Source organism: Streptomyces sp. SM18 (genome assembly GCF_002910775.2).
Lineage (GTDB): Bacteria > Actinomycetota > Actinomycetes > Streptomycetales > Streptomycetaceae > Streptomyces > Streptomyces halstedii.
On record NZ_CP029342.1, the window covers coordinates 3,862,282 to 3,883,386 of the forward strand.

Below are 21,105 nucleotides of genomic sequence, written 5' to 3' on the forward strand. Positions count from 1 at the left end.
TCGTCACTGCCAGGGTATGGGGCAAGGCCCTTTCTGTGGGCCGCGTCACTGCCAGTTGACCCCCCAGGCATGACGAAGCGCCCCCCGCCCCGGCCGAAGCCAGGACAGGGGGCGCGGGTCAGCGGATGAGGGCGAGGACACCAGCAGCAGCACCAGCCACCCCGGTCAGGGCGCCGATCGTCGGCAGAGGCCACCGGGCACGCTCCAGAGCCCGGAGCCGGGTCTCGTGGTCGGCGACGTCCTTGCCAAGATCGGTGAGACCCTGCCCGATCCCGTCCAGCTTGGTCTCCACCCGGGTCAGGCTGTCGCTCAGGGATCTCAACTCCTGGTACATCTGCGCCGGAGGGATGTACACCCCCGGGTCCTGCGGCGTCACCACCTACACCCCCCGCGGGCGGGACGCCGGGTCGGCCGTCGCGGACAGGGTGGACGCAGTGCCCTTCCGGCCGAGTCGCCCGGCCACCCACCCCTTCGCGGAGGACAGGGCCAGGGCGACCGGGGCCGCCCACCACACCGGTATGTCGGCAAGCTCCACGACGACCAGGCCGAGCGCGGCCTGCGCCCCCGTCCAGCCCGCGCGCTCCGCCAGGTCCAGCAGCAGCTTCGTCATGGTGGCCTACTTCCAGTAGAGGAGCTGGGCCTGGCCGGAGACCAGGTCGTGGGTGTCGCCGCCGAAGACGATGTACTCGACGGCCAGTGCCGCTCCGGAGTCGCAGTGGCCGCCCGCGTTGGTGACCGCGATGAAGGTGTCGCCGCCGCTCCCGAGGTGCTCGGTGATCTGGCCGCTCTTCGACTTCTTGCCGCCCTTCGTCTCGTAGAAGCGGGACTGGATCGTCGCCCCGTCGGGGACGCCGGAGAGCCGGAGGTAGACGGTGCCCGAGTAGTCGGCGGGTCCGGTGACCAGGGCGCCGGACAGCGGGACGGACAGCCATTCGCCCTGCGGGCGGTTCTTCGTCTGCTTGACCTTCGGGTTGACGCGCGTCGGCATGTCGTCCTCCTTGCTCTGGTCGGTACCGGGGTTCCAGTCGGCCGGGTGCTCCAGCCGCTCGGCGACGTCGGCGCGAAGGTCCGGCATGCCGAACCCGCGCGGGTCGATCTTGTCGGCGCTCCACTCCAGGTGGCCGATCACGGACTTCGCGCTCCAGCCGTGCGCCCGGCACACGGCGGCCTGGACACGCACGATCGCGTCGTACTGCGCGGCCGGCCACGGATCCTTCCCGTCACCGAGGTTCTCGCACTCCCACCCGTAGAACCGCGCGTTGCCGTCGGTCCCGTTGGCGTTGCCCATGGCGGGAGCCATCGGCCGGGTGCCGTAGGACTCCGCGACAACCTGGGCGAGAACGCCCGGGTCCCCGCCCCCGGCATGGTTGGTGCGGCCGTAGCCGACGAGGTGGACGCGGCCGTCCTTGGCGATGACCCCGTGGCACAGCGGCCCCGGGAGGGTGCTGTGCCCGTCGCGGCACAGGGCCACCGTGGACGCCGTACCTCGGGTGACGGAGTGGTGGACCATGGTGCCGTTGACCGGGCCCCACAGCCCCTTCGCGTTCCTGTTGTGGGTCCGCCAGGCGCCGACCTCGGTGACGGCGACGCCCTCGTCGCGCAGCGCCTTGAGGAGCGCGGCGGCGGACAGTGGTTCGGGCATAGAAGTCTCCAGACATGCAGAAGCCCCGGGCCAGAGCGGCGCGGGGCGGGTGGGGGGGCGGTGCCTCAGCCGAGTTCGAGGAGTCCGGTGACCCAGAGGTTCCCGGACGAGGCGTACAGCGAGGCCGGGGCCACCGGGCTGGTCGACGCCCCGGAGTACAGGTAGATGCGGGACAGGTCCAGGCCCACCGACACCCCGCACCGCAGGGCACGCGCCGCGTAGTACTCATCGACGGTGACCTGCACCGACGACACCCGGACCGCACCAACCGGGTGCGTGATCTCCAGATGGTCCGGGTGCTGGATCAGCCCGTTCACACCAGAGGGGGCGTGGGCCGAGTCGGCCAGCACCTCCCACCCCGCGCCGGCTGCCTTCTGCCGGAGCACGCAGGACAGCAGGGCCAGCCGGGGCCCGCCCTCCGTCGCGAGGACGTGCGTTGTCATTCAGACCACCTCGTAGATCGTCACGGTGATGGAGGAGTACACGTTGACCTGCTGGCCTGCTGAGGGTGAGGCCACCAGCTTCAGGGTGTGGGTCCCGGGGGTGGGGATGGTGCCCCGGTAGGTGTGGCCGACGCTGTCGGTGAAGGAGGCACCGGAGCCGGCGTGGGAGTCGCGGAACACGGCGTACTCGCCCTGGATCGCCCCGTCCACGGCGACGTTGCCGGACCCGAGCGCGGTGCCGGAGGTGCTGGTCACCCGGTAGTCGAACCAGGCGTCCACCACATAGACCGCGTTGGCTGTCTCGGTGGTCAGGGTGATCGTGGCCCCGGGGACGTCGGCGTTCGTCGCGGCTCCGGACAGGGCGCTGGTGGCGACGGCCCGGTACGTCTTCGGCTGGAGCCGGTTGAGCTGCTGGGCGGTCACGACCTGGCCCGCGAGGATCGGCATGTGGGCGTCCTTCCTAGAGTGCGGCGCGCATCGGACGGGCGAGCCGGACCCGGGCCCCGGCGGCGTGCGGCTTGACGATGCCGTTGATGGAGCGGGTCACGGTGAACGTCTGAGCCAGGCCGGTGCCCGTACAGGAGGTGACCCGCATGACCTCCCCGCCGACCACCACGTCGAACGGGAACATGGAGCCGAACCCGGCGGTGTCGATCCACCGTGGGCCGGGCGACGAGGTGACCGCGACCGACGTGGCCGACGCGGTGACACCGCCGGTGAGGGTGCACCCGTCGGTGTCCGGCCGGCCGAGCACCGGGTCGCCCACCACGCCCACCGTCCACGGCCCCGCGGGGACGCAGTTCATGGCCAGCGACCACTCGTACAGGCCGAGGATCTCGGTGTACCCGTGCATGTGCTGGTCGATGGTGCCGGGCGGCAGCCACGGCGGCGGGTTGGCGATCTGGACCCGGTCGCCGATGTCCATCGCGAGGACCTGGGGGATGAGGTGGGGGGCGGCGTGCAGCCACACGGTGATCGTCGGGTAGCGGGCCTCGTCCCACGTGCCCAGGTGCATGCGCCACTGAGCATGGACAGGCGGCTGCGAGTCGGTGGCGAGCGACAGGGTGAGGGACTCGTCGTAGGGGCCGACACCGTCCGGCGGCGGCAGGACGGACAAGGCACCGGTCTCCAGGACCGCCCGCGCGGACGAGCCTCCCCGGCGGGTGACGGTGACGTCGTTCCGGAGGTGCTGGTCGTCCTCGACCGGCTCCAGCGGCGGCGGCACCTCCCCCCGCGCCCGGTAGTCCAGGGCCAGGGCCACCCGCTGGTTGTACAGCGTGGCCCGGTCCCGGTACACCAGCGCCGTCGCGTCACGCCGCTCGTACAGGATCCCGCCGTCGGTCTCCGCACACTCCTCCAGCAGGGCGAGGTAGGTGTCCGGGCGCTGCGGGCCCATGGCCTCCGACAGCTGGGTGGTGTCGCCGTCGATCCACGTCAACGCGACCTGGTCGGGCTCCTCGGCGGCCAGCCGCGCCAGACGGTTCAACGCGGTTTCGCCGGTGAAGCCGTCGTCGGCCCCGGCGAAGATGTTGCTGCCGGGCGGTGACGTGGTCAGTGCCCCGGTGGCCGGGACGTCGAACACCGCCAGGTGCCCGAGGACCATGTCCGCAGCACTCTGGCCGTAGGTTCCGCTGACGCCCACCACGGCTCCCTGCGCCCCGGTGAACACCGTGCGGGAGATCCAGCGGGAGTTCGTCGCGATGTCCCGCCAGCTGACGTACAGGTACGTCGACCCCCCGCTCGCCGCGGTGTAGAGCGCGAGCCGGTTCCACTTCCCGGTGAAGTCGGCCAGGGCGGGGGCGTTGGAGTAGACGAAGAACGCGATCACTTCGCCGGCCGAGTCCCTCGCCTCGATCCGCACCCCGGACGGTGACGCGTACACGGTCGCGGTCCGCATCACCGACCCGGCCACGTCGACGGAGAGCACCTCCGTCTGAAGGGTGGGCATCTGCGGCAGGTAGTAGACGGCCTCGACCTGCCAGCCCTGGGCGGTGCTGCGCGGGACCGTGGCCTGGAACGAGGACGGGGTGGTCGTCTTGGGCAGCGGACTGCTGCCGCCGAGCGAGTCGTCCGCGGCGAAGTCGAAGCCCGGCATCTGCGCCGGCGCGATGCCGGGCAGCGGGGAGTAGGCGGCTGTGGCGGTGTCGCCGTCCTCCATCGGCCAGTACGCGATCAGGTGCGGGTCGGAGGGGATCCGGCGCCGCAGCGTGGAGTCGAGGGCCTTCTTGCCCTGGCCCATGCGGCGGGTCACGCCGGACGCTTCGATCGGCACCCACACGTCGGCGCCGGACACGTCCCACCGCGACGGCCAGGACGACACCTCCCCGTGGAACCGGTACTCGCGGTCCGAGACGCGGGCCCCGACGCCGAGGGCCCAGGTGCGCCCGGCACTGTCCGCCCACGTGGTGGTGCCCTCGGCCAGGGCCCGCACGTCCAGGGCGGCCACGACCGTGCCGCCGATCCCGGACCGGACCTCGGCCCGGTGGACCCGCCCGGCAACCGGGGCGACCCCCGACGCGGCGATCGGTGCGACCTCCAGCGGGGTCGTCCCGGCGTAGATGCTCGTGACACCGGCCGCGCCGACCGGGTCCCCGATCTGCGTCCACGGCCCGGCCAGGGACGCCGCCCAGTAGAACGTCGCGGTGAAGCCCCCGCTGCCGTTGTTCACGTCGAGGACCGCACGGACAGCGGCCCGGCGCGGCAGAGCGGGCAGCACGACCTGCGCGAACAGGCTGTCCGCGCCGGTCGTTGACCAGTTGAGGATCAGGAACCCGTCGAGGATCCGCAGCAGGTAGCTACGCTGGTTGGTCGCAGAATTCCACCGGCCGAGCAGCGCCTGCGACGTTGACGACGTCCAGTCGGTGGTCGCCTCGACCCGGAGGTCGATGTCGCCGGTGATACGGAGCGGCGCGGCGTCCGGGGTACGGGCGTAGGAGGCGGTACTCCCGGCCAGCTGGAGGTAGGACTCCGGGCCCTTCACGGACACCCGGATCGGGGTGTTGCGGCCGATCAGCCCGTAGTACGGACTCATGGGGTTCCGTGGGGAGTACTTCCCCGCCCGGTTGTTGAGCTTGAGCGTCAGCCGGGAAGGGCCCGGCTTCGTCGACTCGCTTTTCGCGCCCCGCTCGATACGGATCGGCTCGGACTCCCGCACGTCGCCCGTGACGGTCGTCCACGTACCGCCGATCTGGAGCTCCGTGCGCCGGTCCAGGGGGAACGTCACGCCTGCCTCCTCACTGCCCGAAGGCGATCTGTACGTCGCCGCGCCCCTCGACGCGGACGATCTCCTGCAACGCAGTACGCAGGGCGCTGGTGCCGCCGCTCGCGTCGAGGGTCACGCGGATCTCGCCGTGGCTCTGGTCGCCGCCGGTGCGGCCGACGCCGGCGGCCGACCGCATCAGGCCTTCCAGCTTCGACAGGGGCAGCACCGCTTCCTGCTCGGCACCTTCACCGATCATGGCCAGCGTCGGACCGGTCGTGATTCCGCCGTCCGCGAGGTACGGGATGTTCGGGGTGTTCAGGGTCATGCTCGGGATGGACACGCCCATGATCGAGCCGCCGCCGATGGTGAAGCTGAGGTTGTTCCACATGCCGATCACCCGGTTCACGGCAGCCCGGAAGTTCGTGACGATGCTGTCCCACATGCCCGACGCGGCCCGGCCGATCTGCCCGGGGAGGCCCCGGATGAACGAGACGACCTGCCCGAACCAGCCCGCTACACGGCCGGGGACCGCGGCCAGCCAGCCGACCGCGGCGAGAACGGCGGAGACGGCGACCTCGGTCTTGTCCTCGACCCAGCCCCAGCCCTCGTCCCACTTCCCCTTCACCCAGTCGACGGCGGACCCGACCTTGTCCGAAACCCAGTCGGTGCCCTGGCCGACCTTCGTCTGGATCCAGTCCCAGGCCTTGCCCGTAGCCGCGGCGATCTCGTCCCAGTAGACGATCACCAGCACGATGATGGCGATCAGGGCGACGATTCCGGCGATGATCCAGGTGCCGGGGAACGCCCACAGGGCCGCGTTCCACGCCCACTGAGCGATCACGGCCAAGCCGATCGCCACCCCGAGGACGAGCAGTGCGCCCGCGAGGATCTTCACCAGGCCGGGGTTCTCCTGCATGAAGTCGGACAGGAACGACAGGGCAGGCTGGAGGATTTCGCCGAGCGTGACCGACATCGTCCGCCAGATCGCGTCCAACGACTTCGACGCCTCGATCGAACCTGCTGCCTTGTCCGCGGCGCCGGCGACGTCGTCCATGCCCCCTGCCGCAGCAGCGGTGGCCGGGTCCATCGCCCACAGGGCGTCCGCGCCTTCGCCCGCCATGTCACCGAACAGTTCCACCCCGAGTGCGGCCTGGTCGGCAGGATCCTTCACTCCTCGAAGCGCCTTCAACGTCTTGCTGATGGCTGCCTCGGCGCTGTCGCCACCCTTGCCGATGTCCGACAGCATCTGCCCCGAGTCGAGCCCCAGCTCCTTGAACGCGTCGGAGGCCCGGTCGGTCTCCTCGCTCGTGATGCGGGCGAACTCGTGCACCACGTCGGCGGCTTGGTCGATGTCGCGGCCGCCCGCCTGCACGTACTGCGACATCATCCCGAACGCGGTCTTGCCGTCGATGCCCATGCGCTGGAAGTGCTTGCCGTACTCCTCGATGACCTTGGGGATGTCGTCGCGCATCATCGCGGGGAGTTCTTGCGCGGCGGCGGTGAGGATGTCGAACGCCTCGGCGCCGTCCTTCGCCATCCCCATCTTGATCATCTTTCCGGCGGCGTTCGCGGACTCGGCGACGTCCAGCTCGAACGTCTCGCCGAGCATCAACGCCTTCTTCGTCATGTCGTCCATCTCGGCGTCGGTCAGCTCACCGACACCGCCCATGGCCTGCGCCACGACACCGAGGGCGTCACCGACTTCCTGCATGGACTCGCCCCACCCGGCCGCGTACACCCGGCCAGCCGCGTCACCCGCCCGTGCGGCCTCGGCCTCGTTCAGCCCGAGCTGGTTCTGGAGGCTGGTCTCCACGGCCTGCAAGTCCATCGCGGCGTTGAGGCCGGCCACGAACATCCCGCCGACGGCGGCCCCGGCCGCCGCGGTCTGGATGCCGCCGAGGCTGGACTCGACCTCGTCCGCGGCTCCCTGGGTACCTGACGTGAGTTCCTCGGTATCGATGCCGATCGCAACAAGCAGTTCTTCGAGGGTCGCCATCACGGTCTCCCTTCTCTGAGATCAGCGCCCCCGAGGCGGGCGTTCATCGCCTTGACCTGCGCGAGCATCTGCCGCCAGTCGCCGGGCTGCCGCTTCGCGCCCTGGTCCCACACCGGTACGAAGTCCTTCGGCTCGGCCTTGCGTCCGCCCTTGCCGCGGGCGGTGTTCGCAATGGTCGCGGCGAGGATGCCGTGCAGGACGTCCTGGCGCTCCGGGCCGAGAGGGCCGGCCACGTGCTCGTAGGCCATCCACTCGGCCAGCTCGTCCGACGTGCAGCGCGCCAGGAGCTCGGGCACGGTGCAGCGGAGTTCGAGGGCTAGTCGGTGGTAGAAGCGCCGCTCGGGGGCGCTTCGGAGTTTCCCGCCTTCGCCTCCACGTCCTCCTTGCGGAGCCCGGACAGGCGCTGGGCGACCTGCCCGACGCGTTCGAGGACGGCCCCGTTCTTCCGGCCGAGCGCGGCGATCTCCTTGTCGGTGAACAGGCGCTCGAAGTCCTCGCCGACCAGGCACTTGGCGCACAGCTTCGCGAGCTGGTCGGTCATGTTCATCCGCTGTACGGACCCGTTCGGGCCCAGGACGACGAGGCTCGACTGGTAGGCGTTGCGGTCGGTGCCGGACATGCCGAGGACCCGAACGGTTCCGCCCCACTCGGGAACCTCGACGTCCTCCCACTTCCGGTCGTCCGCCGCGCTGATCTGTTCCTTGCTGAGCAGTGCCATGAGCGTGATCCGTTCAGGAGATGGTGGGCTTGCCGGACACCTTGAAGGTCAGGGACGCGGCAGCCTTGTCGTCGTAGGGAGCCTCCGGCTCGAAGCCGGTGAGGATCGCGGGGAACGCCCACGTCGTGGCGTCCTCGTCGGGGAACACGATCTGGTAGTTCCGCGGCGCCTTGTCGTCGAAGTCCGCGACCAGCAGGTCGTGCAGGGCGGGCTGGTAGTTGATGTCCGCGGACACCTCGCCCGGGTCCTTGAGCCCGCCGAGGAACTCCATCCACCCGTCCGGGCTGCCGTGGCTGGTGACGTCGAGGGTCTCCCTCGTCAGGCCGGGCCCCGACAGGTTCGTAATGTCGGCGATCTCGGTGAAGACCTCGGGGGTCTCCCCGTCGCCGCGCTTGAGCTTCGTTCCGAAGCCGTCCATACCGGCCATGGCTGCCTCCTTGGGCAAGAAGAAAGCCCCGGCCGGGTGGCGCGGGGCGGGTGGTGGGCGGGGTCAGTGCTGCTCTGTGACGACCCGGTACCGCAGCACCAGGTGCCGGATGTCACCCGGTGGCTCCGGGTCGGTGAGCGTCTGGGAGAACTCGAACCGCGTCGCAACATGGGACAGCCCCGGAACGGCCAACGGCTGATGATCCAGAAGTTCGTTGACCCGGGTACCGATCCGCAGCACCCGGGCATACCCGCGGTACTGATCCCACACGTGCAGAGTCGGCACGGTCTGCCGGCCGAACCCACCGTGCCGGTTGTCCGGTGTCTCGATCGCCTCACCGATCACGATGAACGGGTAGGCGGCGGTCTCGGGGACGTAGTCGTACACCGTGCTGTCCGGCGTCGCCGTGGCCCCCCGCATGGCACCGACCATGGCCAGCAAGGTCGTGTCGCCACGCAGAAGACCAACCATGGCCCCCTGCACGCCGAGCATCGGGGACGGGCCAGTCGTCACGGCAGAGCCCTCCTCACCTCGTCCTGAATCCGGGCCCCGATCTTCGAGCGCTCCGCCGCAATCGCCGGGCCGAGCGACGGGCGGGCCCGGATCTTCCGAGTGCCGAACTCGTGGAGCACCGCGTAGAAGACATCGCGGTCCCACCACCCGATCTCGGCTCGCAGCTGGTTGTTGTGGAACCGCGCCTTCGCGCCCTTGCGCAGGTTCCCGGACTTGAACCGCACACCGGCGGCCGCATCCGCGCGCACCGCCTCCGCCGATTCCTTCAGCGCCTTGAACGCGGCAGCCCGGATCGTCGGCGTGAGGTCGTCCAGTTGCTCGCGTAGCCGATCCAGGCCCTGAACGTTGACTGTGATCCCGCTGCGCCGGGTACCGCCGCCTCGACCGCCCGCGCGGCCCCGTCTGCGCGCCATGGCTACTTCTGCTTCCGGCGGATCGCGGCGAGTTCACCGGCCACCGCGATCAGCCCCCAGGCGATGGCCCGGGAGACGTCCGTGTCGACGCCCCCGAGACCGAGGTAGTCCTCGGCCGTCCGCCGGGCTTCGTGCGGCTCGGTCTGCGGCAGCCGTGGCCGCTCTTGTCCCGTCATGCTCAGGCACCTTCCTTCTGGATCAGCTGGCACGGGGCCTTGCTGTAGATGGGGGTGGACGGCTGGACGGCGGCGAGCACCTTGAACACCTGCGCCTGCCCGAGCCGGTCGACGCCGCGTAGCTCGTCGCCGCGGCGGACGTCCGCGCGGGGCAGAACGAACACGGTGTGGTCGTGCTTGGACTGCGCCTGCGCGGCCAGCATCCGGTCCGCGTTCGACGGCTGATCGACCTTGGCCCGCACGGTGCCCGGCTGGCGGACCATCGTGGTGGTCTGCCCGCCGTACCCGTCGTCCACGGTGGCCGGCCGCCACACCTCCAGGCGCCGGTTGAAGAACCGGCCAGGCCCTCTCACCGCGACCGCACCAGCCCGGCCCCGCCACCAAAGCGGGCGGCCAGGCGCTCGCGCAGGTACGCGGGCAGCTCCATGTCGGTGGCCAGGCCGTCCCCGCCGTAGGTGACCGCGTAGTCTCCGATCCGCTCCGACGTGATGACCTGGGTGCCGAGGCTCGCCCCGTCGTCCTCAGCGCGGTACGAGGCCATGGCCCCGGCGACCAGGCGGCCGACCAGGTCGATGATGTCGTCCGGCACTGTGGGCAGGCCATGCGTGTAGGTGACCTCCACCTCGGACGGTTCGGCGCGAGTCCAGCCGCCGAACCTCCACAGCCTGTCCGAGCGGAGCCGCCAGTCCGTGACCGTGGCGCCGTCGATGGCGACCGTGTCCACGGACTGGATCGGCGAGCCGGGCAGCCGCAGCCGCTGGTCCGCCTCACCCTCCAGCATCACCGTCGATGTCACCTGGGAGATCGGGGACCCGGCCGCTTCCCGGACCGCAGCCGAGGCCACAGCGAGGTACCGCTCAGCGACTGCCGTCTCGTCGTCGTCAACGGTCAGGCCGAGGGCGGCAAGGTCAGCCAGAGTTGCAAGCGGGTCAAGCGCCACGGCGCGCCCCCTTCGGTCAGGCTCCGCTGATGATGCCGCGCAAGCGCAGCGCCGCCAGCAAGGCGTTGTAGGCGGTCGTCGCCTCGGCCAGATCAGCGAACTCCGCCGATTCGTTCACCGCGGTCGCCGACCCGATGAGGAGTCCGGCGTGGGTGTGATCGGACGCGGACGCTGTGGTGGCAGTTCCGCCCGCGAGCGCGCGCACGCTCGCTGTGCCCGCTGCCGCAGCGCTGAGCCGGGGGTCGTTGCCCGCGACTGCGGACGACGCCGTCGCCCCGATCGTCGGCGGGAAGGTCTCCGGCTTGTCCGCGATGTCGTCCCACGAAGGGGCGTCACCGCCACCGCCGGACGCGCCCGCGACCGGCACGTTGTGGACAGTCCGGCCATCCGGATACCGGAGGTCGTACAACCCGGCTTCCGCCACCGCAGACCACGCCCCGGACGCCAAGTCCGTGACGGCCGGGTTCCGGGCCGGAACGGTTCCGGCGTCGTCCTGCCACAGCTGGGCCAGATCGCCGGTGCCCGCGACGAGAACGGTGACCTCACCCGCACGAATGAGGTCACCGTTCGCCGCACGGGCCACCTCTGTGTAGCGGCCCAGCGCCATCACGACCACATTTCGATGAGGTCGGCCTTCGTGTAGTTCGCTGCGTCCTCGGCCGACACGTGCCCTTGGCCGACCACGAACGCGATCCACTCGGCCTTCGACGCGTTCACGGCGGGCCGCGGGACCCGCCCGGCAGTCAGGTCACTGCCACCCTGTCCCGGGCCGGCGTCGTCGCCCTCGACGGCAGCGGGCGCGCCCGCATACGGGGTGCCGTCGGCGTTCACGCGGGGCAACAGACCCCGCTCGTAGCGCTCAGCGATGCCCTCGGGCAGAGGAAGGTCCATCGTGAGGATGGCCCCGCCCTCCCCGCGGACGTGGATCGTCTCGGCCATGTCAGGTGTTCCTCGGGATCCGGAGTGCGGCGATCGTCGCGCCGGTCGTCTCGCACTCGATGAGCATCGACCCGTCGGCCTGGACGAAACGCCCGGACTCGAACGGGCCGATGAACTGGACGCCGGTCGTCGCGGCGACGGTCACGACCAGGTCGCCCTGCCCGGCCGCGAGCGCGGGCGGGTGGGCACCGGCCTTGATGGTGATGTCCTGCTCGGCCCCGGTGTTCGCGACGCGCAGCAGAGTCAGCTCCGGGAACGCGTTGCTGATCTGCATGTTGTTCGCCGGGGCGGCGACCGTGGTCGTTCCGGCGGGCTGCGCGAGGCCGCCGTTCGGCACGAGGTTGGTGTACGGGATCTGTGTGGTTGCCATGGGTCAGACCTCTCAGGCGGCGGGGTTGATGAACGCTGCGGCCATGTGGTCCGGACGGACCATCTTCGCCCCGTACAGGGCGAGGCCCTTCACGGCGTCGGAGAACGAGGACTCGGGGCGGTACGCCTCGGTCTTGTTGATCTGCTCGGCGAACGTGATCGCCGCGTTCGTGCCCGCGGTGACGACCTGCGTGTCCCCGGCCGGGGTCGGGATGTTGTTCGACTCGTAGATGTCGAACCCGGCCGCCCGGCCGACCATGCCGTTCCGCAGGCCGGCGTCGGTGCCTGCCTCGTTGACCTTGATGAACCGGGAGTCCAGGAGCAGCGATGCGTAGAACTCGGCGGACACGATCGCGTACCGGCCCGCCGTCGGGACGTTGGCCCGCGTCAGCCGGGTGCGCAGCGGGACGAGGACCTTGTCGTAGGCGTCGGTCGGTGTGCTGTACGTGTCGATCGGCGAGCCCTGGGCGTTCAGGAAGTTCGCCGTCTGGATCTGCGTGAACAGTCCGGCCACGTACTGGTCGACGGTGTCCGCGAGCGCGTAGGCCGCCTCAGACATCGCCTGGGGAACGAGGCCGCCCTTGGCCTGCCGTGCGTCCACGTCGTCGATGCTGAACGCCCAGTACTTCGACTGGTCCACGGTCAGCGTGCGCTGTCCGGTGGTCAGCTTCTCCGGCGTGATGACGGTCGAGCCCGGCACGTAGTTGCCGACGGCCGGCCGGGACACCGACGTGATGCGGACGGTGTCACCCGCCTCGCTGATGTCGCCCTCGTAGTCGCGGTTCACGACGGTCGGGCCCGCGTAGATGAGGTTCTTCCGGACCGCGACGAGCAGCCGCGAGGACCAGATTTCGGGAACGAAGTTCCGCACGGACATGGTGTTCTCCCTGGTTACTTGCCGCCCATGAGGTCGTCGAGCCGGCCGTCTTCACGGGCCTTGTCGATCGCCTCGGCGGACATGGACTTGAGGTCTGCTCGGGTGAGCTGCTTCGGTCGGCCCGCCTTGCGCGCTGCGCCGCCGTCGCCGGTGCCCTGGAACCTCTTCGCCGTTGCGGCAGCCAGGTAGGGCTTGGTCCTGATGAGCTCGTTGATGGCGTCGGTGACTTCTTCGGAGTCGAGGTCACCGTTCTCGTCGACCTCGAACTGGTCGAGGTCGAGGAACTTGTAGGCGTCCGCGGGGTCGGCCAGCACGCCCTTGGCGGCCGCCTTCACCTCGGCACGGATGATGCGGGCGTTGGCCTTCCCAAGCGCGGCCTGCTCGGCCTCGCGGCGGGCAGTCGCGGCCTCGTCGTCGGCGGCGGCCGCCGCCAGCTGGTCTTCGAGGGCCTTGCGCTTGTCGCGCTCGGTGCGCCACTTTCCCTTCATCGACGCCAGGGCCCGCTTGCCCTTGTCGCCGAGCGCGTCCGCCCCTTCGGCGTCGTCGGTCTCGTCGTCGCCCTGACCATCGCCGTCGACGTCCGAGGCGCCGTCGCCCTGGCCGTCGTCGTCGGTCTCGTCCTGGCCCTCGCCGTCGTCGGTTCCGTCGCCGCCGTCGGCGTAGAGGGTGAACGGGTCGGCGTAGGGGTGGGCCCAGCCGGGCGCGTGCGCGCGCGTGCGGGCGTGACGGGGCAGGGTGCTGCGGTTCATAGGTGTCTCCCGTTGCGGGGGTGGGCCCATGCGTTGCGCGCGGGCGGGGGATCAGAGGAGGTAGCCGTACCGGCGCAGCAACCTGACCTGGTGCTCCCGGTCGTCGGTCTGCCGGAAAATCTCCTCGGGCATCAGCCGGGGCCCTTTGCTGCGGGTGGCCTTCCGGGCGATGCCGCGTTTCGTGGTGCTCTCGGTCGTGGCCTGCACGGTCCGGCCGAATGCGACTGCGGTCGTCATGCCGCGGCGGGCGTTGACGACCATGCCGATGTCGGCCCCCTCGTCGATCGCCTTGACCGCGGCCTCGCCGAACGCAGCCTTCCGCTGCTTCTCGGACATCGAGTCGTAGACCTTCTTCGGGTCCTGCGCCTCCGGCTTGTGCTCAGCCGTGACGGGCTCCATGCCGCAGTGACAGCGCGGGTGCCGGGCGAACCCGGACGACGTCCCGTACTCGCGGCCGGCAAGCACGATGCACCGCGAGCACGCACCGGCCTCCACGACCCGGATGTACGACGTGACCGCGGGCCGGGCCACCATCGCGACCTGGTCGGCGGCCCGCCCGGCATCCGCGACAGCGGTGCGCACCATGAGGTTCAGCAGGGCCTGGCCTCGCGCCATGGCGTGCGCGATGGGCATGCCCTGACCGACCAGACGAAGCGTCGTCCGTATCGGGACCTGAAGAGCGTGGGCGAGGGGCGTGCCGTCCCCGGTGATCCCGGCCAGCGAGAAGGGGTCCAGCCGATCGGATTCGGCCTGGCCCGGGTCGCGGCCCAGGAGACGGAGCAGCCACGGCTCGGTGCCCTGCGCGGCGGCCAACTGGGCCCCGGCCACAGCTGCGATGACCGGCCCGAGAGCAACCGACCACGAAGCTGACAGGCTGTCCCGGTCTACACCCCGCCACGCCCCCTGCGCTGCCCGCGCCGCAGCCAGAGCCAGACGGACACGGGACAGAGCATGGGCCGTCGCGAGCACGCCGGGCACTACGCCGCCTCCTCGGAGTCGGAATCTTCCTCAGCCTCATCCTGCGGCGCCGGGCCGGCGCCGCCGGTGAGCTGCCGGGTGATCTCCGAGACGGGGTCCATCTCCAGTTCTCGTTCCCGCATCGCGACGACGTCGCCCACCTCGGTCGGGGTGAGCCCGTACCGCAGAGCCAGCCACTCGAAAGGAAATCCGAGCTGCTTCAGCTTCAGCAGTGCGTCGGCCATCTGCGCGTGAGACCGCGACTCCGAGTCGGCCCACAAGACGCGGCCGGAACGCATCGCCGCAGCCTTGCCGTCCTCGCCCTTCGCCAGAGCGATCAGCCGCGCGACTTCGCGCAGCCCCTGCCCGAACCACAACTTCTTCTCGTCGACTCGCTGCACCAGCCCGGTCTCCGCAGCTAGCAATGCGTCACCGGAGAGGTTCGCCATCTTCCCGATGAGGTAGTGCTGAGGGGTCCTCGTCTGGGCCGCGAGGTGGCCCACCGCAACCTCGATGATCCCGGTGTACGCGGCCAGGTTCGCGGCCTGCCACTCGGCGATCTTGGCGTCCTTGCCGGTGATCCACGCAACGCGGTCGATCTGGAACTTGTCGAGGTCAACGGGCTGCTTCCCGATGATCTCGCCCGCGCTGTTCAACTTCGGAATCATCGGGCGCTCGGCACCCATGACGACACGCTGCGGGAACGAGGCATAGTCCGACGCGGTGAACAACTGTGCCCACAGGAGGTTGATGGCGTCCTGCATGGACGTCACGCCATCCACGTCCGACATCGGCTCGTCGACGAGCATCGGTTTGTTCGGCAACTCCACCATCGGCACGACGCCCATGGGGTTCGGCTGCGGGTTCGGCTCGTCGCCCATGTCTCGCGGCTGCCAGCGCTTCAGCTCCTCGTCGACATCAGCCATCTGTGGAGACTTGTCCTGCTGAGCGAGCGGCCGGCAGAACTTCCACACCTCGTGCTTCAGGTACAGGGTGGCGTAGTCCTGGTTGCCGTCCTGCCACCGCTTCAGCGCAGCGCGACGCAGACGGCGCGAGCCGGGCTCGTAGGCGACGATCGACTGCGAGGCGTCCTCGAACGTGACCACCGGCATGTCGGGGTCATCGGGGTCGCCCCAGACGAGCACGAAGCAGCGGGCGCCCGTCACGGATCCGAGGAACCCAAGCTGGCTGTCCACGTCCAAGCCGTTGACCTGCCAGACCTTCCACAGCTCCCTATCCGCAGAGGTTTCGCCGTCGGCCTGGAAGCCGGTCACGGTCAGCCGCTCCACCGGGGAGTCGGCCACCACCTGTGTCCAGTTGTCGGAGAAGTCGCGGTACCGGTCCCCGTGGAACTTCGCGAACTCCGCGCTCGCGAACTTCAGCCGGTGATTTCCCCGGTAGTAGGCGTTGTGCCGGTCGATCGGGCCGCGCCGCCGGATCAGCTCGTTCTCCAGCAGCGCGACCAGCTGAAGGGCCTGCCCCTCCGTAGCCATGGGCCCTCCCTATCCGCCGTAGTAGTAGGACGTCTCCAGCTCGGCGAGGCCGGCCGCGATCACGTCACCCAGCGCTTCGTGCGCCAGGATGCTCGGAATGGTCGCGTCGATCTTCTGGCTCGGGCTGGCCTTCTTCAGCACGTACCGGTCCATCGGCCGCGCGGAAGCCCTTGTGTTCGCGATGTGGTCCGCGGTAATCGGGCAGTCGTCGTGCGAGAACGTCACCGTCCCGTTGGTCGCCCGAACCACATCGGTCTTCAACCGCTCCGCCGCAGAATGCATCTGCACGATCCGACGGGTGTACCAGCGGATCACGCGCTCCTCGCCGTACAGGTCCACCCACTGGTCAATTTCGGTACTCCAGTAGGGCGGATCGGCGTACATCCTGACCACGTCGTACCGGGCCATCAACTGCTCCACGGCTGCATGAACCTCAGCCGCCGGCACCTGCCCGTCGTAGTCCGCCGGGTTCCAGATCGTCGGCTCGTCGTTCGGCCCGTAAACCGGGGTGAACTGGTAGCCGTCCATCGTCTCGGCCCGGATCGCTGTCCAGTCGTCGTTCTCGGACCCGTCGAAGCCGAGCACGATGCGGGTCATGGGTCGGACGCGACGAGGCTTCGCCTTGGCCGCCCACTTCGCCGGATCCAGCCACGATGCCGCCCCTGCTACGCACCGGTTCCCGAAGAACCGTTCGGCCTGCGCCGGGTCCTTCTCCATGATCTCGGCCGCCTCGGCCTCGATCGCGTCCAGGTCGACGTGCGACGACCCGGCGTAGACGATCGTGTGAATCTTCCGACGGTCCCGCTTGTTGCTGTACGACAGCGTCTTCGGGGCCTGCGGGTGGTACCGGAAGATGTCCCGGCGCCTCGACTCGGACGTCGTCTGCGCCACCGAGTTCTCCGACGGGTCCCACCCGTTCGTCGTCTCCATCGACCGGCCACCCATGCCGGCGGTACCGCGGCGCTGGGTCTCAGCGACCCGGCGTAGCTTGTTCGCCGTGTTGTACAGCCCGGTCTCGTCCTGCAACGCGAAGATGATCGGGTTGCCGAGACGGCTGAGCGCGCTCGACGTGACGACGTCGATGCGGCCCTGGTCCCCGACCCGGGTGAACTCCTCACCCACACGCAGCTGCTCGGCCAACGGGCCACGCTTCACCATGGCCTGCAACGGCCGGTAGACGTTCGCGACCTGGTCCTCGGACGTGGCCGTCAACTGGATCAGCGGAGTAGGCCACGGCGTACCCATGGGCTCGCCCAGCTCGTAGTCGTACCACCAACCGCACCCGCACCCGTGCTCCGAGCACCGGTACCGCTCGCCGCCACACGCCCACCCGTTGAACACCACGGGTCCGGCAGCCTCGGCCAGAACCACCGCCGCCGACCACGGCCCCTTGCCGGTCTTCTGAGGCGCGACGATCTGGCTGCGGCGGTAGTGGAACGCCGGCGCGAGCTGGCCCACGGTCGCGGACGGCTTCACCCGGTAGTGGTTGACCGTGCACCAGAGCTGCCACGGGTACAGCTCCATGTCCTCACCCGCGCGGAAGCCGTCCGGGACCGGGCAGTGCCGTTCGATCCAGTCCGGGACGATCCACATGGTGGGGAAGTCGACGACGAACTCGGGCCCGGCGTCAGGTCCCTTCGCCACTGGGCACGACCTTCAGCCGGTCCCGGGCCGACGGGCGCCGGACGGGCGCCGCGGACACCGGGCCGTCGGTGACCGGCGCGTCTGCCGACGGGGCGATCTTCCACCGGTTGCGGTTCATGCCCGCCACGCTCAGCCCCAGAGAATCCAGGTACCCGCGGACCATCTTCTTCACGTCCACCCGGGCATCCACGCGCTCGGCCTCGGCCAACGTCCGAACGAACAGGGCCACCTCCAGCTCCTGGCCCATGTCTTCCCACGCGACAGCCTGCGGCTTTGCCCACAGGTCGTCCCACAGGTCCAGCTCACGGTCAGCAGCCTCGGTCAGCGGCCACTCCGGGGCATCGCCGGTCCGGCCTTCCGCCGGCAGCGTCCGCCACCCGCCCTTCTCCATGGACTTCGCACTGCGCATCGAGCGCGGGTCCGGGGGCGGCCCGGACACGGCGCGAGCTCCGCCACGGGGCATGACGATCACTCCTTCAACGGCTGCGTTGCGCAGCCCGTTTGCCGTCACATTGCGTGACGACTGGGGACCTTTGAACCCGGCTGACTTCCTGGCGCCCTCCCCCGCGTCTGGGCCCCCCTGGGCCGCTGGGGGTGTCCCCCTGGGGCGGGTCGCTGAGCGTGACGGCGTTGGTCAGTGTCCGAATGTTTCGCGTGCTGTTTTGCGCGAGTGATGACGCTTGGACATGGCTTGCCAGTTGGTGGGGTCGAAGCCTCTCGGTCCGAGGGGGCCGAGGCCGTCGATGTGGTCGACCTCGGTTGCGAGGTCGCGTTGGAGTGGGGGGAGGGGCGTGCACTCGTCGCACTCGCAGTACGGGTGGTCTTCGAGGTAGCGCGCGCTGGCGTTGCGCCATGCGGTGCCTCGTCCTGCGTTGCGGTGGGGGGGTCTGTCTCGGGTGGCCTGGGCCTGGCATGGGGGGCATCGGCCATGGGGGGTGAGGGTTGGGCAGCCTGGTGTTGGGCACACCTGCATGGCCTTGCGGGGGGACATGCTTACCTCGGCATCAGTTGTCAGCAGAGAGTTCGATGTCCGACGTGGCGCTGAAGCCGATCGGCGTGGCTGGCTTCTCGGCTGGTACGGCAGAGAGGAGTCGAAGGGCAGTTGCCTCGGCGGCTGCCAGCTTCTGTAGCGAGCTGCCCTCTATGTCGATGTCCACGCTCCGACCTTCACCGGACACGCTGATCCTCATGGCTACCTCCTGGCGTGCCGAGGCCCGGCGGTGCGGTGTGCACGGCCGGGCCTGGGTGGGGTCGGTCAGCTCTTGGGGTCGGGGCAGTTCGTGGTCAGGGCGGGCCAGTTGTCGCCCTTAACGCGGCCCCCGGTGTAGACCTGGGAGGCCTGCTCGTCCTTCACCCACTCGCCCATGCAGACGTACACCTTGTCGGTGTCGCTGCGGACGACGGTGACGCTGTAGTTGAGGAACCGGTCGCCGATGTGGTGCTGGGCGTAGTCCTCGACGGCGGCCTTGGCCTGGTCGACGGTGGCGTCGGGGATGACCAGGTCTACGCTGCCGGTCTTCTTCTTCTCGGTCTTGTTGGCGATGGTGTAGGCGGGTCTCACCTTGGCCTCCTCGTCCTTCAAGTCGGTGTCGTTGCTGCCTACGATGGCGGCGACGATGACGAGGATCAGGAGAACGGTGATGGGTAGGCAGCCGAAGCCGAGGATCTTCTTGTTCAGGCGGCGCCGGCGGTTGACCTGGTCCGGTGTCAGGGTCTTGCGGTTGCTCATGATCCCCCCAAGGTGGCGTGAGGTGGTCACGCTTCCATATGTGGGGGTGGGGTGAAGGCGGGGTGACTGTCCTGTGACATGACGAAGCCCCCGTGGTGGCGGGGGCTGTGCGTATGTCTGGACATACGGGTGGTGGGGAAATCGTGGCGCATGAAGCGCCGCAGGTCAAGCTGCTGTGGTTCCGCGCTGTCCGGCACGTGTCGGCTTGGCCGCATACCGGGCTGCCTGAACGTCAGCGACGCGGTAGATCGGGCGCTTGGGGCTGCCGCCGCAGCGGGTGAGGAGGCCACGGCGCACCCAGTCGCGGATGGTCGCGGGGGCGACGTCGGCGGACTGGGCGGCCATGGTGGTGGTGAGGGTGCCGATGGGCGGCAGGAGGTACTCCATGCAGCCAGTGTGGCTCAGCCGGGCAGCGTGGGCAGCGGTTGGTCTGGCACGCCGTGGGTGGCCCTCATGCGCAGCACGTGTTCCTGGAGAACGGGACCGGCGTGGAACCACTCGCGTTGGCCGGGGACACGGAGGGCGGAGAACTGGTGGTGGCGCTGGTTCTCGATGCCGATACTGCCGGGCTCCAGGGCCAGGAGCTCTTCGGGCAGAATCTCCCTCATGCGGCGGCGAAGTTCTGTGGTCGTACCGATCTTGATCAGGGCCCCGCGCCGGACGTAGTAGACCACTGCCTCGTGCTTACCTTCGGCGGGGATGCGCTCTGCCTTGAATGCGCTGCCATCAGCCATTACCCAACGCCGCTGTTCGGCGCGGCCCAGCTTGATGGCGGCAGTGACCATCTCCTCGGTGAGCTCAACCCCTGCTTCGGTGAAGCGTCCGACGGCCTGGACGATCTGAGTGAACGCCGGGTCGGCGCGGTCGATCAAGTCGGCCAGGTGGGCGTGTTGTGCGGCTTCTTTAACGTGCCCCACGCCTTCGTCGCTCCAGATGTGAAGGCGGTTATCCTCGTACATGTCGATCTCCTCGAAGGTCGGCCACGCCCCGGGGCTGTTACCGCAGCCGCCGGGGTTTCATGTGCTCATTGTCCCACGCAGGTAGGACAGTTGGGGGTGTCCAGACGTGGGTGAGGCCCCACCGGCGGGGCGGTGGGGCCTCGGTCCGTAGCGCGGCAGCCAGCTCGCGATCCGGGTGGGTGGTGCCTGATGCGGTCAGGTTACTGCGGGGGTGTGACAGCGGCCGTTCATCGTTCCTTCAGTTCGGCCGGGAGGTCGCCAGCCGCGTAGGCGGGGAGGTCGGGGCGCAAGGCCCGCAAGTCCTCTGCCGTGACCCCCAAGCGGCGTGTGGAGATGGCGACGAAGGGCTCGCCGCACGGCCGGTCGTGGGGGGCGGGGGTGCCCCAGCCTGAGAGCAGTCGGGTGTGGTGGGTGTCCTGGATGCGTGCTCCCTTTCCGCAGCGGCTGCACTTGGTGGTGTAGTCGTCGACGATGAGGATCGCTCGGCGTGCCATGTGGTCATCATCCCTTCTTCGGGGTGGTGTTGCTGGCCTTCTCGGCGGCTCGCTTCTGCTGCGAGGCCTCGTTGCGGCGGCGGAGTTCGTCGATGCTGATCGGTTGGAGTGCCATGATGCGGGTCCTGTCTCGTGGTTGGGGATGGGGCCCGGGGCGGCCGGTCGCCTGGCAGTGAGTCGGCCGCCCACGGGGTTAGGCGTGCTTCGGGGTCCAGGTGCCGTTGTCGAGGTCCGTCAGCTCGTCGATGTGCTCGTCGGCGGCGGCCCGCATGGTCTCGGCGAGTCGGTACTCCCCGGCCTGCATGAGGTCACGTTGGGCGCGGCGGGATGCGGCGATGTCGGCTTGGATCTCGGCGCGGGTCTCGTCGGCGGGCTGGTCGCCGGTGAAGTGGCGGCTGGCGCTCATGACGGGGTCCTTCCTGGGT

General features: G+C 69.7%; 30 protein-coding genes. All 30 read right to left on the minus strand.

Annotated elements, in window-relative coordinates:
• Positions 1–118: 118 nt before the first annotated feature.
• The 30 genes from B9S64_RS17320 to B9S64_RS17465 all read right to left on the minus strand — a co-directional run bounded on the left by B9S64_RS17320 (position 119) and on the right by B9S64_RS17465 (position 21,086).
• On the minus strand, positions 119–355 hold the full coding sequence (locus tag B9S64_RS17320; protein WP_374936099.1) for a hypothetical protein: 237 nt from the start codon (positions 353–355) through the stop codon (positions 119–121).
• Positions 356–379: 24 nt separating this feature from the next.
• On the minus strand, positions 380–610 hold the full coding sequence (locus B9S64_RS17325; RefSeq protein WP_103493395.1) for a hypothetical protein: 231 nt from the start codon (positions 608–610) through the stop codon (positions 380–382).
• Positions 611–616: 6 nt separating this feature from the next.
• Positions 617–1,642, minus strand: coding sequence for an N-acetylmuramoyl-L-alanine amidase (locus B9S64_RS17330; RefSeq protein WP_109492066.1), 1,026 nt, complete (start codon positions 1,640–1,642; stop codon positions 617–619).
• 65 nt (positions 1,643–1,707) lie between these two features.
• Complete coding sequence (locus B9S64_RS17335; protein ID WP_103493400.1) at positions 1,708–2,085, minus strand: hypothetical protein; 378 nt, start codon at positions 2,083–2,085, stop codon at positions 1,708–1,710.
• Positions 2,086–2,532 (minus strand): hypothetical protein, encoded by a 447-nt coding sequence (locus B9S64_RS17340; RefSeq protein ID WP_103493401.1) that lies wholly within the window; start codon positions 2,530–2,532, stop codon positions 2,086–2,088.
• Positions 2,533–2,545: 13 nt separating this feature from the next.
• Positions 2,546–5,308: a hypothetical protein gene (locus tag B9S64_RS17345; protein ID WP_103493402.1), complete on the minus strand. Its 2,763-nt coding sequence runs from the start codon at positions 5,306–5,308 to the stop codon at positions 2,546–2,548.
• 10 nt (positions 5,309–5,318) lie between these two features.
• Positions 5,319–7,283, minus strand: a complete 1,965-nt coding sequence (locus B9S64_RS17350; RefSeq protein ID WP_146060178.1) for a phage tail tape measure protein — start codon at positions 7,281–7,283, stop codon at positions 5,319–5,321.
• The gene (locus B9S64_RS17355; protein ID WP_258038028.1) at positions 7,283–7,579 is read right to left on the minus strand and encodes a hypothetical protein; all 297 of its coding nucleotides are present in this window, start codon (positions 7,577–7,579) and stop codon (positions 7,283–7,285) included. Before B9S64_RS17355 ends, B9S64_RS17350 begins: the two co-directional genes overlap by 1 nt.
• A 20-nt stretch (positions 7,580–7,599) precedes the next feature.
• Positions 7,600–8,001, minus strand: a complete 402-nt coding sequence (locus B9S64_RS17360) for a hypothetical protein (protein ID WP_103493403.1) — start codon at positions 7,999–8,001, stop codon at positions 7,600–7,602.
• Between the two features lie 13 nt (positions 8,002–8,014).
• Positions 8,015–8,428, minus strand: coding sequence for a phage tail tube protein (locus B9S64_RS17365; protein ID WP_103493404.1), 414 nt, complete (start codon positions 8,426–8,428; stop codon positions 8,015–8,017).
• A 63-nt stretch (positions 8,429–8,491) separates the two neighbouring features.
• Positions 8,492–8,941 carry a DUF3168 domain-containing protein gene (locus B9S64_RS17370; protein ID WP_258038029.1) on the minus strand — a complete coding sequence of 150 codons (450 nt, stop codon included), beginning with the start codon at positions 8,939–8,941 and terminating at the stop codon, positions 8,492–8,494.
• Positions 8,938–9,354 carry an HK97-gp10 family putative phage morphogenesis protein gene (locus tag B9S64_RS17375; protein WP_103493406.1) on the minus strand — a complete coding sequence of 139 codons (417 nt, stop codon included), beginning with the start codon at positions 9,352–9,354 and terminating at the stop codon, positions 8,938–8,940. Before B9S64_RS17375 ends, B9S64_RS17370 begins: the two co-directional genes overlap by 4 nt.
• A gap of 2 nt (positions 9,355–9,356) precedes the next feature.
• Entirely contained in the window at positions 9,357–9,530 is a 174-nt protein-coding gene (locus B9S64_RS34500; RefSeq protein WP_181012428.1) for a hypothetical protein, read from the minus strand.
• A gap of 2 nt (positions 9,531–9,532) precedes the next feature.
• Positions 9,533–9,883 (minus strand): phage head closure protein, encoded by a 351-nt coding sequence (locus B9S64_RS17380; protein ID WP_103493407.1) that lies wholly within the window; start codon positions 9,881–9,883, stop codon positions 9,533–9,535.
• The gene (locus tag B9S64_RS17385; protein ID WP_103493408.1) at positions 9,880–10,470 is read right to left on the minus strand and encodes a hypothetical protein; all 591 of its coding nucleotides are present in this window, start codon (positions 10,468–10,470) and stop codon (positions 9,880–9,882) included. Before B9S64_RS17385 ends, B9S64_RS17380 begins: the two co-directional genes overlap by 4 nt.
• Positions 10,471–10,486: 16 nt before the next feature.
• Positions 10,487–11,077 carry a hypothetical protein gene (locus B9S64_RS17390; protein ID WP_103505099.1) on the minus strand — a complete coding sequence of 197 codons (591 nt, stop codon included), beginning with the start codon at positions 11,075–11,077 and terminating at the stop codon, positions 10,487–10,489.
• Positions 11,077–11,409, minus strand: a complete 333-nt coding sequence (locus B9S64_RS17395) for a hypothetical protein (RefSeq protein WP_103493410.1) — start codon at positions 11,407–11,409, stop codon at positions 11,077–11,079. The genes B9S64_RS17390 and B9S64_RS17395 overlap by 1 nt, the downstream gene beginning before the upstream one ends.
• Position 11,410: 1 nt before the next feature.
• Positions 11,411–11,779, minus strand: coding sequence for a hypothetical protein (locus B9S64_RS17400; protein ID WP_103493411.1), 369 nt, complete (start codon positions 11,777–11,779; stop codon positions 11,411–11,413).
• Positions 11,780–11,791: 12 nt separating this feature from the next.
• Positions 11,792–12,655 (minus strand): P22 phage major capsid protein family protein, encoded by an 864-nt coding sequence (locus tag B9S64_RS17405; RefSeq protein ID WP_103493412.1) that lies wholly within the window; start codon positions 12,653–12,655, stop codon positions 11,792–11,794.
• Positions 12,656–12,669: 14 nt separating this feature from the next.
• Positions 12,670–13,404 carry a hypothetical protein gene (locus B9S64_RS17410; protein WP_103493413.1) on the minus strand — a complete coding sequence of 245 codons (735 nt, stop codon included), beginning with the start codon at positions 13,402–13,404 and terminating at the stop codon, positions 12,670–12,672.
• Positions 13,405–13,455: 51 nt separating this feature from the next.
• Complete coding sequence (locus B9S64_RS17415) at positions 13,456–14,232, minus strand: hypothetical protein (protein ID WP_258038032.1); 777 nt, start codon at positions 14,230–14,232, stop codon at positions 13,456–13,458.
• A gap of 149 nt (positions 14,233–14,381) precedes the next feature.
• Complete coding sequence (locus tag B9S64_RS17420; RefSeq protein ID WP_103493415.1) at positions 14,382–15,854, minus strand: phage portal protein; 1,473 nt, start codon at positions 15,852–15,854, stop codon at positions 14,382–14,384.
• A 9-nt stretch (positions 15,855–15,863) separates the two neighbouring features.
• Entirely contained in the window at positions 15,864–17,498 is a 1,635-nt protein-coding gene (locus B9S64_RS17425) for a hypothetical protein (RefSeq protein ID WP_103493416.1), read from the minus strand.
• Positions 17,482–17,907 (minus strand): hypothetical protein, encoded by a 426-nt coding sequence (locus B9S64_RS17430; RefSeq protein WP_103493417.1) that lies wholly within the window; start codon positions 17,905–17,907, stop codon positions 17,482–17,484. The genes B9S64_RS17425 and B9S64_RS17430 overlap by 17 nt, the downstream gene beginning before the upstream one ends.
• A 595-nt stretch (positions 17,908–18,502) precedes the next feature.
• Positions 18,503–18,655 carry a hypothetical protein gene (locus B9S64_RS34505; protein ID WP_181012429.1) on the minus strand — a complete coding sequence of 51 codons (153 nt, stop codon included), beginning with the start codon at positions 18,653–18,655 and terminating at the stop codon, positions 18,503–18,505.
• Between the two features lie 98 nt (positions 18,656–18,753).
• Complete coding sequence (locus B9S64_RS17445) at positions 18,754–19,227, minus strand: hypothetical protein (RefSeq protein WP_103493419.1); 474 nt, start codon at positions 19,225–19,227, stop codon at positions 18,754–18,756.
• A gap of 165 nt (positions 19,228–19,392) precedes the next feature.
• Positions 19,393–19,614 carry a MerR family transcriptional regulator gene (locus tag B9S64_RS17450; RefSeq protein WP_103493420.1) on the minus strand — a complete coding sequence of 74 codons (222 nt, stop codon included), beginning with the start codon at positions 19,612–19,614 and terminating at the stop codon, positions 19,393–19,395.
• Between the two features lie 14 nt (positions 19,615–19,628).
• Entirely contained in the window at positions 19,629–20,186 is a 558-nt protein-coding gene (locus tag B9S64_RS17455; RefSeq protein WP_103493421.1) for a GIY-YIG nuclease family protein, read from the minus strand.
• Positions 20,187–20,413: 227 nt separating this feature from the next.
• On the minus strand, positions 20,414–20,680 hold the full coding sequence (locus tag B9S64_RS17460) for a hypothetical protein (RefSeq protein ID WP_103493422.1): 267 nt from the start codon (positions 20,678–20,680) through the stop codon (positions 20,414–20,416).
• Between the two features lie 193 nt (positions 20,681–20,873).
• A complete protein-coding gene (locus B9S64_RS17465; RefSeq protein ID WP_103493423.1) occupies positions 20,874–21,086 on the minus strand; it encodes a hypothetical protein in 213 nt (70 codons plus the stop codon).
• Positions 21,087–21,105 lie beyond the last annotated feature (19 nt).